Below are 12,829 nucleotides of genomic sequence, written 5' to 3'. Positions count from 1 at the left end.
CCGGAGGATCGTCCGACCGGGGCCTAGATCGGGGTCAGACCGTGCTTACGCTGCACCCGGCTGACCTGCTTGCCGCGCAAGAGCCGCAACGATTTGCGCAGCAACAGCCTGGTCTCATGAGGCTCGATCACGCCGTCGATGTAACCGCGCTCCGCCGCAGTCCACGGCGTGGCGAGGTTGAGGTTGTAGCCCTCGATGAAATCCGCGCGGATCTTCAGAACTTCGGGCGCGGTGGGATCGGGGAACCGCTTCACCAGTAGCTGCGCCGCACCCTCGGCGCCGATGACGGCGATCCGGGCCGTCGGCCACGCGAAGTTCAGGTCCGCGGTCAGTTGCTTGCAGCCCATCACCGCGTATCCGCCGCCGTAAGCCTTGCGGATGATGATGGTCACCTTCGGCACGGTGGCCTCCACCAAGGCGTTGAAGAACCGGCCACCACGCTTGATGATGCCGTTCTTCTCCTCCGCCACCCCTGGCATGGCGCCAGGAGTGTCGACGACGAACACCAACGGAAGATTGAACGAGTCGCAGAATCGGATGAAGCCGGCCGCCTTGTCGGAGGCCTCGGTGTCGACCGCACCGGACAGGTACATCGGCTGGTTGGCGATCACACCGACCGGATGCCCGTCGACGCGCGCGAACGCGGTGATCATCGCCGGGCCGCGCTGCTCACCGATATCGAAGATGTTGCCGTCGTCGAAGATCCGCAGCAGGATCTCGTGCATGTCATAGGCGACGTTGTCGGCGTCGGGAACCAGGCTGTCGAGTTCCAGGTCGTGCGGGGTGATCTCCGGCTCAAGGCCAGGGTTGATGACCGGCGGATCATCAAAAGTGTTGGCGGGCAGGAACTCCAGGTAATCGCGAACGTACTGGAAGGCGTCGGCCTCGGTGTCCACCACCTTGTGGATGTTGCCGCGCTGGGCCTGCACATCGGCGCCGCCGAGTTCGTCGAACGTGACGTCCTCACCGGTGACGTCCTTGATGACGTCCGGGCCGGTGATGAACATGTAGCCCTGGTCGCGAACCGCCACCAGTAGGTCGGTCTGGATCGGCGAATACACCGCGCCCCCGGCACATTTGCCCAGGATGATCGAGATCTCGGGGACCAGGCCGCGCAGCATTTCATGCCGCCGGGCCAGTTCGGCGTACCAGGCCAGCGAGGTGGCGGTGTCCTGAATGCGCGCCCCCGCAGAGTCGTTGATGCCGATGATCGGGCAGCCGACCATGGCCACCCACTCCATCAGCTTGGCCACCTTGCGGCCGAACATCTCGCCGACCGAACCCTGGAAGACGGTCTGGTCATGGCTGAACACGCCGACCGGACGCCCGTTGATGGTGCCGTGCCCGGTGACGACGCCATCGCCGAACAAGGCGTTGGGGTCACCAGGCGTCTTGGCCAAGGCACCGATCTCGAGGAAGCTGCCCGGGTCGACCAGGGCGTGAATCCGCGCACGCGCGCTCGTGCTGCCCTTCTTCGCGCGTTTGGCGACGGCCGCCTCGCCGCCCGGTTCCTTGGCCAGCTCCAGCTTTTCGCGAAGTTCGGCGAGTTTCTCGGCAGTTGTACTGGCGGTCACTTGGCCTCGTTCTCCTCGGCTGTGTTGTTAATCGCTTCGCTCTGGATCCGGCTGATCGCCTCGCTCATATGAGCACCGACCTTGGCGATGTACGGCTCGTCGATCGCTTGGATGTGTTCGCCCCCGATCGGCACGACCTCCAGGTCGGCGACGAACCGACCCCACCCGCCGTCGGGCTGGCGGACGGCATAGCGCGGCTCGAACATGATCGCGTCGTCGTGATAACGATCGGCCATGTACAGCGCCACGTGCCCGTCGTACGGCTCGATGTTCGCGGTGTCCAACGCCCGGTTGTCCAGGTAGGACGTGCGCTGGTGCTCGACGATGCCGCCAGGGATGTCGACCCCGGCCTCCTTGACGGCATCCAGGACGAACCTGACCTGACCGTCGTCGTCGAGTTGTTCGAGTTGCTCGTAAGGGATCTCGGGGATCTCGACGTTGAACGTGCGCGAGGCGAACAGGGCGTACCGATCCCAGCGGGCGCGGATCTCCTCCTTGGTCTGCGGCACGTCTTCGCCGGCACGCACGGTGTCGATCAGCCCGACGAAGCGGACGTCACACCCGTTGCGCTTGAGCCCGACCGCACAGGCGTAGGCCAGTGCCCCGCCCAGCGACCAACCGGTGAGGATGTAGGGACCCGTGCCGTTGATTTCCATCAACTTCGGCACGTACTCCGCGGCACGCTCCTCGATCGAGCCCTCGACCCGCTCCAGTCCGTAGATCGGAGTGTCGGCAGGCAGCCGCTTCATCAGCGGCTCGTAGACCACCGTGGACCCGCCGGCCGGGTGGAAGACGAACACCGGAACGCGAGTGCTGTCGTCGGATCGCGCGCGCAGGATGCGCACGAACCCGTCGACCACACCCTCCTCGAGCTCACTGCGAACGGTGGTGGCCAGTTCCTCAATCGTCTTGGCGGACTTCACGTCCTCGACGCTGATAACGCCTTCGGCCCGCTCCGACAGCCGGCCGGCCATCTTCGTCGCGGTCGCGTCGTCGAGTGCGGGCAGCTCGTTGAAGATGCCGCCCGGCGACTTGCCGGTGACGATCGCCCACGTCGCGAACGTCACGCGTTCGGCGGCGTCGCGCGGCGGCACGTCGGCACCGAGTGCCTCGGCGACGGCCTCCTGGGTGAGCACCTTGGCAGCAGCTGCGGCCGCCGTCGACTTCGCCTTTCCCGTCGCTTCGCTCGCCCCGGCCCCCGGTCCCGCGGGATCGGTTGGCGGCGGCGGGATCACGAGCTCCTCGGCGACCGGCGCGGCCGGCGCTTCTGGTACGTCAGTGACGGCCGTCTTGCTCGCCGACAGCAGCGCGTTCATCTCCGCCGCGTTCGCCTCGGCGCTCTGCCCTTGCTGATGCTCGTGCAGTTCGCCGACCTCATCGCGGTGCTCGATCGCGTACTCGATCAACGTCTCGACCGCATAGAGGTTGGCGTCGCGCACCGCGGTCAGCTGGATCGGCGGCAGGTCGAAGTCGTACTCGACCCGGTTCTTGATCCGCACTGCCATCAGCGAATCCAGGCCGAGCTCGATCAGCGGCACCTCCCACGGCAGGTCCTCGGGCTCGTAGCCCATGGCCCCGCCGACGATGGCCGCGAGCCGGTCGTGCACCGTCTCAGGGCTCTCCGGCGACCACTTGGCGAAGCCGGCGGCCAGGCCGGCGCCCGCAGTCAGGTTGTCCTGCAGGATGTCTGCATCGTCCTCAGCTTCGACGCTCTCCACTGCGGGCGTCGAGACCGCGATGCCGGTGGCCACGGCGGCAGGCAGCGCCGACGCCGCACCCCCGCGAGTGGCGATGGCGTCGTAGACAAGAGTGAACGACTCGTCGATTCGCGCGTGCACCTGGACCGACGCACCGCCGGGATGGCGGGTCAGCGTCGTCACCAGCCGGGCACCCTCGCCGGGCACGGCCCGCTGCTCGGAAGCGGTGAGCTTGGCACCCGGAAGCACCTGTACCGCAGCGGATTTCACCAATGCAGCCAGGTCGGTCTGGCCCTTGGGCGAATACTCCCAGACGTGGCGGCCGTCAGGCGTGGCCACGTGGTTACCCGGCATCATCACCGAGCTGTCGCCAGTGAACTGCGCATCCAGCCAGTGCGGCTTGCGCCGGAACCGGGTCGGCGGGATATGGGCATAGTCGGCCGGGGTGGCACCCGGTGAAAACAGGGTCCAGAGATCCAGGTCGTGGCCGTAGACGTAGAGCTGGGCCATCGCCGCGACCATCGACTCGACCTCGTCCTGCTTGCGGGCCAGGGTCGCGATCAGCTGCCCGTCGTGCAGCCCCGCAGCGGCCGTGGTCAGCCCAACCTGCATGAGCGCCACCGGGTTCGGCGCCAGCTCCAGGAACGTGGTGTGGCCGCTGTCGACGGCGTTGCGGATGCCGTGGGTGAAGTAGACGCTGTGTCGCAGCCCCTTCTTCCAGTAGTCGACATCGTGGATCGGGTCGCCGCCCGGGCGGATGTAGCTGCCCTCGTGCACCGTCGAGAAGTACCCGAGGCGCAGCGGATGCGGCGCGATGCCCTGCAGCTCGGCGGCCAGCTCGCCCAACAACGGGTCCATCTGCTGAGTGTGGCTGGCGCCCTTGGTCTGCAGCTTGCGGGCGAACTTGCCCTCGGCTTCGGCGCGGGCGATGATCGCGTCCACTTGATCCGGGGGACCGCCGATGACGGTCTGCGTCGGGGCGGCGTAGACGCACACCTCCAGACCCGGGAAATCGGAGAACACGGTCTTGATCTCGTCGGCGGAGTATTCCACCAGTGCCATCAGCCGGATGTACTCACCGAACAGCATGGCCTCGCCCTCACCCATGAGGTGCGCGCGGGCGCAGATGGTGCGGGTGGCATCGGCCAGCGACAGGCCGCCGGAGAAGTAGGCAGCGGCCGCCTCGCCCAGCGACTGGCCCACCACCGCACCGGGTTTCGCGCCGTGGTGCTTGAGCAATTCACCGAGCGCGATCTGGAGGGCGAAGATCACCGTCTGGACCACTTCGATGGGGTATTCGCAGGTTTCGTCGGTGTAGTCGATCGCATCGTCGAGGATCAGCTCGACGACCGAATAGCCGCGTTCGTCCTGGATGAGCGCGTCGACCTTGTTGATCCACTCGGCGAACACGTCGTCGCGCAGGTACAGGCTCTTGCCCATCTTGCGGTGCTGCGCACCGAATCCGGCCAACACCCATACCGGTCCGTTGGTCACCGGCCCGTCGGCGCTGTACACCAGAGGACTCTGCTTGCTCTCGGCGATGGCGCGCAGGCCCTTGACGGCCTCGTCGTGATCGTGCGCCATCACGACGGCGCGCGAGCGGCCGTGGTTACGCCGCGACAGCGAGCGACCGATGGCCTCCAGCGACGTCGCGCGACCCTCCGGGCTGTCGATCCAGTCGGCCAGCTCGGCTGCCGCCGTGCGCTTACGCGATGTCAGGAAGGCCGAAACAGCAAGCGGAACAACCGGAATAGGCTTGTCTTCGGTTGCTTCCCATTCAGCGCGCGCAGCCTCGATGAGCTCCAGCGCCTCGTCGGTCAGGCCGGGCAGGTCGGGCTCGCCGTCAACGGCGTATGCGTCTGCCGCCGCGTACTCGTCGTCGCCGTCATCTGCGTCGGCGTCGGCGTCGGCGTTGACGAACTCGCCGTACTCGTCCATCCGCACCCCGCCGACGTACACGGCGTCGGCGTCCGGAGACTTCCCAGCTTGCTCGACTGATTCGGATTCCGCTTGCGGCTCAACCAGATCCGCGGGCAACACCTCGCGCAGCACCAGGTGCGCGTTTGCGCCACCGAAGCCGAACCCGGACACGCCGGCGATCGCATGCCCGCTGTAGCGCGGCCAGTCGGTGACCTTGTCGGCCACCCGCAGGTGAATACCGTCGAAGTCGATGTACGGGTTGGGCCCGGCGTAGTTGATCGACGGCGGCACCTTGTTGCGGCTCAGCGACAAGGCCACCTTGGCCAGGCTCGCCGCACCGGCGGCCGACTCCAGGTGTCCCAGATTGGATTTCACCGCGCCAAGCAGTGCTGGCTGGTCCACCGGGCGGCCACGGCCGATGACCCGGCCCAGCGCGTCGGCCTCGATCGGATCACCCAGGATGGTGCCGGTGCCGTGCGCCTCGATGTAATCGACTGTGCGCGGGTTGATTCCGGCGTTCTTGTAGGCCTTGCGCAGCACGTCTTCCTGCGCGTCGGGGTTGGGCGCGAGCATGCCGTTGGAGCGCCCGTCGTGGTTGATGGCGCTGCCTGCGATGACCGCGAGGATCTCGTTGCCGTCACGGCGGGCGTCGGACAGTCGCTTCAGCACCAGCATGCCGCCACCCTCGGAACGCGAATATCCGTTGGCGTCAGCCGAAAAGGACTTGATCCGGCCGTCCGGCGCGAGCACCCCGCCGACCTGGTCGAAGCCGATCGTCACCAATGGGGTGATCATCGCGTTGACGCCGCCGACCATGGCCATGTCGGCCTGCCCGGAGCGCAGCGCCTGCACACCCTGGTGGGCGGCGACCAGCGAGCTTGAGCACGCGGTGTCGACGGAGACCGACGGGCCGCGGAAGTCGTAAAAATAGGACACCCGGTTGGGGATGATCGAGCTCGTCGTGCCGGTGATCGCGTACGGATGCGCGGTCGTCGGATCAGACACCGCCAGGAACTGGTAGTCGTTGTTCGTCGAGCCGATGTACACGGCGACATCGGTGCCGCGCAGGCTGGACGCCGGGATGCGGGCGTTTTCCAGCGCCTCCCAGGTGAGCTCGAGCGCCATCCGCTGCTGCGGATCCATGTTGTCGGCTTCCATCTTCGACAGTGCGAAGAACTCGGCGTCGAAGCCCTTGATGTCACTGAGGTAGCCGCCGCGGGTCGCGGCCTTGGCCACCAATTCGGCGATCCGTGGTTCGGCGAGGAACTCCGACCAGCGGCCCTCGGGCAGATCCGAAATCACGTCACGGCCCTCCAACAGGGCCGCCCACATCTCGTCGGGGGTGTTCATATCGCCCGGGAATCGGGTGGCAATGCCCACGATCGCAATGTCTTCGACACCGGCGGCGCGTGACCAGTCCTCGCTCTCGCCGTCGAACTCCACCTCGGGCTCGCCCTCGATGATCACCGTGGCCAGCGACTCGATCGTGGGGTGGCGGAAGGCCACCGTGGCGGTCAGCGTGACACCGGTGAGGTCCTCGATATCGCTGGCCATCGCGACCGCGTCTCGGGAGGACAGACCCAGCTCGACCATCGGAGTGGACTCGTCGATCGCGTCGGGGCTCTGCACGGTCGCGTTGGCCACCCAGTTGCGCAGCCATTCGCGCATCTCCGGCACCGTCATGTCGGTGCGGGGCGCCGGAATATCCGGAATATCCGGTGTGTCAGGCGTTTCGGGCGTTTCGGGCGTTTGTGATTCAGACATGAGGCCTCACCTCGTGCGAAGGGGCGGCCACCCCTTCATCGGTCGAGAACTTCCTTCGGTCGTCATTCCGATTCGTCGGGGAAGGCATTGGCCACCTTCCCGCTGCGTAGGGTGCCGTCCAGATAGGCCGAGCGGCAGGCCCGACGGCCGATCTTGCCGCTGGAGGTACGCGGGATCGCGCCGGCGGGTGTCAGCAGCACATCGCGCACCGTGACGCCGTGACGCACCGCGATGGCCGCGCGGATATCGTCGATGACCGGCGCCAACTCGAGCTTGTGTGAACCTGCGGCGCGCTCGGCGACGATGACCAGTTGTTCGGAGCTGTCGTTGGCGTCGCGCTTGAGCCCGGCGTGGGCGTTCTCGAACACCTCGTCGGGCAGCTGGTTGGCCGGCACCGAGAACGCGGCGACGAACCCGGTCCGCACGGCCTTGGTGGACTCCTGGGCGGAGTACTCCAGATCCTGCGGGTAATGGTTGCGGCCGTCGATGATCACCAGATCCTTCACCCGGCCGGTGATGTAGAGCTCGCCGTCGTGGAAGGCGCCGAGATCGCCGGTATTCACCCAGGTCGCCTCGTCCGGCGCGCCGTCGGCGTGCGAAGGGCTGGTCCGGGACTTGAGGATGTTGTGGAACGTCGCGACGGTCTCTTCTGGTTTGTTCCAGTAGCCGGTGCCCATGTTCTGGCCGCTGATCCAGATCTCGCCGATCTGCCCGTCAGCCAGCTCAGAGGCGGCCTCGTTGTCGACGATCACTGCCCACTCCGCGACGCCGACCTTGCCCGCCGAGGCCTGTGCCACGGCCTTGGGCGAGTCGTCGGGCACCACGACGAAACGACCGGTGTTGAGTTCGTCGCGATCGACCGAGACGATCTTCGGCTCTTCCGACGACGGTGTGGTCGACACGAACAGGGTCGCCTCAGCCAGGCCGTAGGACGGCTTGATGGCCTTGGGCTGGAAGCCGAACGGGCTGAACGCATCGTTGAACCGCTGCACGGTGGCGGCCGAAATCGGCTCGCTGCCGTTGAGGATCGCCTTCACATGGGACAGATCCAGCGGCTCTTCGTCGTCCTTGGGCACACCGCGCGCCGCGGCGTGGTCGAAGGCGAAGTTCGGGGCCACCGAGATGGCGCCCCCGGTGTCGCCCTCCCGATAAGCCAGCTCGCGGATCCAGCGACCGGGCCGACGAACGAAGGCGGCGGGTGTCATGAAGGTGAAGCTGTGGCCGATCATCGCCGGAAGCAGCACGGTGACCAGGCCCATGTCGTGGAAGAACGGCAGCCAGGAGACTCCTCGGTCGCCTTCTTCGCCCTCGAGCGCCTCGATCGTCTGCACCACGTTGGTGGCCAGGTTCAGGTAGGTGATCTGCACACCGGTCGGGATCCGGGTGGAGCCGGAGGTGTACTGCAAGTAGGCGATGGTGTTCTCGTCGGCCGTATCGCAGGGGACCCAGGTCGCGCCCACCTCGTCGGGTACCGCGTCCACGGCGATCACGCGGGGCCGCTCCTTGGCCGGGCGGCTACGGAAGAACTTACGAACACCCTCGGCGGCGGCGGTGGTGGTCAGGATCGCTGACGCGCCACAGTCGTCCAGCACGGCATGCAACCGGCCGACGTGGCCCGGTTCGGACGGGTCGAACAACGGTACGGCGATGCGGCCGGCGTACATCGTGCCGAAGAACGCGATCAGGTACTCGAGGTTCTGCGGGCACAGGATGGCCACCCGATCACCGGGCTCGGTCACCTGCTGCAGACGCGCGGCCAGAGCCCGGTTGCGGGCACCGAAGTCGGCCCAGCGCAGTTCGCGCACGACACCGTCCCGTTCGACGGAGAAGTCCAGGAAGCGGTAGGCAACCTTGTCGCCGCGGACCTTGGCCCAACGCTCGACGTGCTTGACCACACTGGCGCCTTCGGGGAAGGTGACCCGGCCGTTCTTGATGAACGGATTGTGGAACGGCATACCAATCTCCTGTCAGAACACATCTGTGTCGGGCCCGCGGCGGCAGCGCATGACGTCGCGCCACCGGTCGCCCTGCGTAGCGGCCCAAACCTCCCAGATCGTACATAGCGATCCGGGTCCCCTTTGGGACCTAGACCGCCCCGTCGGCCGAGGAGGCCACTACGCGTGCAGCTCTTATTTTCTTCTTAATGTAGGCGTAGTCGCGGCAGCGGCCAAATCGTCGACCACCGCAGCTCCCACGTCATCCGTGTTTCGGGTGTGGCGCATTGTCGATCAGGTTGTGCGCCCAATTCAGTGTCCACTGCGTGGACGTTTGGCCGTCGAGGTTCCAGAACTGCGGCGTGTTGTACAACGCGTGCACCGGCTGCCCGGCGCCACCGGCCAGCACGTCGAGCGTGGTCGGCAGGTTAGTGATGTTGAACGCTTCCTGCGGTGCCGCGCAGATCAGATCGCCGACGCCACAAATCTCGTTGGTGCGGTTGTTCAGCGCACCGAAGCCACCCGGGCGCTCCCCCGTCATCGTCAGGCCCATCTCGGACAGCGCGGGAAACTCGTGCAGGGTGATCTCGGCGCCCTGACCGGGCGGGTTGGGACCGATGTCCTGCCCGACCCCCACCTGGCGGCGGCCATCGGCGATCAACATCACACCGAGGACGAGATCCTCATCGACCGGGCCACGCCCGTTTCCGATATCGCTGGCCATATCGCCGGCGATGATCGCGCCCTGTGAGAAACCGGCCAGCACATAACTGGTCAGCGGGCAGCGGTTGTTCATGTCGGTCATCGCCTTGACCGCCGCCCTGGTGCCCTCGGCGCGGCTGTCGTTGTAGGACATCTGCTTGTCCTGCGACAGCGGATTGTGGAACTGCGCGGTGTACGGAACGGTGTACACCTCCAGCCGGTCGCCGCCGAACTGGCCGGCGAGCGGCCGGGTGACATTGCCGATCAGCGACAGCGGGAACTGGGTCGGGTTCAGCGGGTCGTCCGTCGGCGACGACTCCCAGGTACCGGGGATGGCGATCAGCATGACGTCCGGGCAACTCGCATCCTGGAACTCCGGGCGCGGCTTGTGCTGCCCCGGCGAACTCGTCGGCGGGAGGGCCGTCGGCGGCACGGCCGTCGGCGCGGATTCCGGCCGGCGCACGATGATGACGATGATGGCGACGACGAGGGCGACGACGACGGCCATCGCCCCAGCGGCGACCAGGCCGAGGATGCGATGACGTCTACGCCGGGCATTAGTCCGGGAGGTTCGAGCCATGGGAAGGGGCGTTGTCTTCCTGTTAGCAGAGCCGCTGGGTAGCGATCCGAATGTAGTCCGCGGTGGCGTTGGCCACCTGCGACTCTGGGGCCACCCGCGGGTCGGGGGTGGTGTGCGGCGGCGCTGACGGCCCCGAGTCGCTGACGTCGCTGCGCACCATGGGAGCGATGTAGTCCCAGACTGCCTGATCGCTTTGACCGGCCGCGTGGGCCTGGCAGACGTGGGAGCCGATACTCAATGCTTCCAGCTCGCTGGACGGGTGCACACCCGCGGTGGTGAGTGCATCGAGGAAGCCACGCTGTGCCGGTGTGACATCAAGCTTGGTGGACTGCAGGTCGACGTCCGGGCCCGGGATCGCGCCCTGGCCGTGAACGACGCCGTAGGTCGCCGGTGGCGCGGCGGTGGTCACCAAATCCTCGCCGGAACTGCACGCCGCCATCAGCCAGGCCGTGGGGCCCACGAGGATGATCACGAGCGAGCGCTGCACGCCTCCACGTTACCGGCTGCCCCTACGTGGCCCAGAGCTCCGAGAGATTGCGGAAAGCTAACAGTTCGCCCGCATTGGTGACCTATTTGATAGCGGCCGAAACGTCGCCTGACATGGCGGCCAGCTGAGCGGCCCAGTTGCCCCAATCGTGGTTGCCGCCCGCAGGGAAGTCGAAGTGGCCGTTGCGGCCACCCAGGGAGCGGTAGTGCGCGTAGAAGGTGCGGTTACTGCCCTGAGCCTGATCGCAATAGCCGATCATCGCCGGCACGTCGCTGCAGGTCAGTGTCTGGGGGCTGAAGACCCACAGCCGGGTGTTGTTGTCCACCAGTAGCTGGGCGTGCACGTCAGGGTCGTGCCACTTCCACCGGCCGAGCTGAGCGGCGCCCCACATGGCCTGGGTGTTCACCCCGCCGAACTCGTTCATGCCTGCCGTGATCGCGCCGTTGAGGAAGGTGTTGGACGGGGTCAGGAAGCCCGACATCGAGCCGGCGTAGCGGTAGCGGTCCGGGTGGAACGTCGCTTCCATCAGGGCTCCGGTGCCGCCCTGGGCGGCGCCGACGATCGCGTGCCCGCCTGGAGCCAGGCCCTTGTTGGCCGCCAGCCAGTTGGGCAGCTCGTCGGACAGGAAGGTCTCCCACTGCCGGGTGCCGTCGGCCTCCCAGTTCGTGTAGAGAGTGAACGCCCCGCTGGCCGGCGCGACCACCGAGACGCCCTTGCCGGCCAGGGTGTTCATCGCGTTGCCCGCGGTCACCCAGTTGCTGACGGGATCGCCTGCATTGAACGCGTCCAGGAGCACCACGGCATGCGGGCCGCCGGCCAGAAAGGCCACCGGGATATCGCGGCCCATGGCCCCTGACGGGACCATCAGGTATTCGACGTCAGTGGCGTGGGAGGCCGGCGCAGTGGCGCTCATGAGTCCGAGCGCCAGAATTGTGGCGCACACTCCCCGAAACAGGCCCGACAGACTCATCATGGTCACCTCAAGTCGACTAGTCACGTGTGTAGCCCCGCACCACCTGCAAAGGTAGTGAATCACAACCCCTACTCGGACGGTTTGGGCTCAGATGGTTTGGATACGCCAACGGCGGCGACCCGAAGGTCGCCGCCGATGGTGTGTAGTCGACTCCTGAAGCTCAGGCGGTCGGCGTTGCGCCGAGCACGCGCTGGATGTCGGGCTTCATCTGCTGCAGCTGCTGGCCCCAGTAGTTCCACTGGTGGGTGCCGTTGGCGGGGAAGTTGAACACCCCGTTGGTGCCACCCTTGGCCAGGTAGGTGTCGCGGAAGGTCTTGTTGGTCCGCAACGTGAACCCTTCGAGGAACTTCGCGTTGAACAAGTTGCCTGTGCTGGTTCCGGCGTCCAGATCCGACGGCTTGCCGTCGCCGCAGTAGATCCAGATGCGGGTGTTGTTGGCGATCAACTGCTGGATGTTGACCAGCGGGTCGTTGCGCTTCCAGGCGCTGTTCGGGTCTTCGGTCTTACCCCACATGTCGTTGGCCTTGAAGCCGCCGGCATCACCCATCGACATGTTGACCAGCATCGGCCACCAGCCCTCGGAGAGGTTGAGGAAGCCCGACAGCGCGCCCGCGTAGGTGAACTGCTCGGGGTGGTAGATCGCCAGGGTCAGCGCGGCCGAACCGGCCATCGACAGACCGACGGCCGCACTGCCGGTCGGCCTGACCGCCTTGTTGGCGGCCAGATACGCGGGCAGCTCCTGGGTCAGGAACGACTCCCACTTGTAGGTCTGGCAACCGGCCTTGCCGCAGGCCGGCGAGTACCAATCGGAGTAGAAGCTGGACTGGCCACCGACGGGCATGATCACCGAAAGGCCGGAGTTGTTGTACCACTCGAACGCCGGGGTGTTGATGTCCCAGCCGTTGAAGTCGTCCTGGGCCCGCAGACCGTCGAGCAGGTAGACCGCAGGAGAGTTGGGGCCACCGCTCTGGAATTGGATCTTGATGTCGCGTCCCATGCCTGCGGACGGCACTTCGAGGTACTCGACCGGCAGTCCCGGCTTGGAGAATGCTCCCGCCGTTGCGGAGCCGTCGACGACGCCGATCAGGCCGGGCAGCACGGCGGCGGCCGCGGCAGCGACTGTCAGCCGGCGCAGCCAAACGCCTCGCAACTTCTCAGCGAACTTCATTTATTTCCATCCTTTTTTGGGGGCGGCACC

Annotated in this window: 7 protein-coding genes; all 7 read right to left on the bottom strand. The window is 66.6% G+C overall.

Going from position 1 to position 12,829, the window contains the following annotated elements:
• Positions 1-23 precede the first annotated feature (23 nt).
• The 7 genes from SLQ31_RS02015 to SLQ31_RS01985 all read right to left on the bottom strand — a co-directional run bounded on the left by SLQ31_RS02015 (position 24) and on the right by SLQ31_RS01985 (position 12,799).
• Complete coding sequence (locus tag SLQ31_RS02015; RefSeq protein ID WP_319429198.1) at positions 24-1,574, bottom strand: acyl-CoA carboxylase subunit beta; 1,551 nt, start codon at positions 1,572-1,574, stop codon at positions 24-26.
• Positions 1,571-6,955: a polyketide synthase Pks13 gene (pks13, locus tag SLQ31_RS02010; protein WP_319429196.1), complete on the bottom strand. Its 5,385-nt coding sequence runs from the start codon at positions 6,953-6,955 to the stop codon at positions 1,571-1,573. Before pks13 ends, SLQ31_RS02015 begins: the two co-directional genes overlap by 4 nt.
• A 62-nt stretch (positions 6,956-7,017) precedes the next feature.
• A complete protein-coding gene (gene fadD32, locus SLQ31_RS02005) occupies positions 7,018-8,910 on the bottom strand; it encodes a long-chain-fatty-acid--AMP ligase FadD32 (protein ID WP_319429194.1) in 1,893 nt (630 codons plus the stop codon).
• Between the two features lie 241 nt (positions 8,911-9,151).
• The gene (locus SLQ31_RS02000) at positions 9,152-10,171 is read right to left on the bottom strand and encodes a cutinase family protein (protein ID WP_319429192.1); all 1,020 of its coding nucleotides are present in this window, start codon (positions 10,169-10,171) and stop codon (positions 9,152-9,154) included.
• Between the two features lie 22 nt (positions 10,172-10,193).
• Positions 10,194-10,658, bottom strand: coding sequence for a DUF732 domain-containing protein (locus SLQ31_RS01995; protein WP_319429190.1), 465 nt, complete (start codon positions 10,656-10,658; stop codon positions 10,194-10,196).
• A gap of 82 nt (positions 10,659-10,740) precedes the next feature.
• Complete coding sequence (locus SLQ31_RS01990; RefSeq protein ID WP_319432767.1) at positions 10,741-11,631, bottom strand: alpha/beta hydrolase family protein; 891 nt, start codon at positions 11,629-11,631, stop codon at positions 10,741-10,743.
• 160 nt (positions 11,632-11,791) lie between these two features.
• The gene (locus SLQ31_RS01985) at positions 11,792-12,799 is read right to left on the bottom strand and encodes an alpha/beta hydrolase family protein (protein ID WP_319429188.1); all 1,008 of its coding nucleotides are present in this window, start codon (positions 12,797-12,799) and stop codon (positions 11,792-11,794) included.
• Between the last annotated feature and the right edge of the window lie 30 nt (positions 12,800-12,829).

Origin of the sequence: Mycobacterium sp. RTGN5 (genome assembly GCF_033804465.1) — a bacterium.
GTDB lineage: Bacteria > Actinomycetota > Actinomycetes > Mycobacteriales > Mycobacteriaceae > Mycobacterium.
This window is presented reverse-complemented; position numbering and strand designations above follow the sequence as displayed.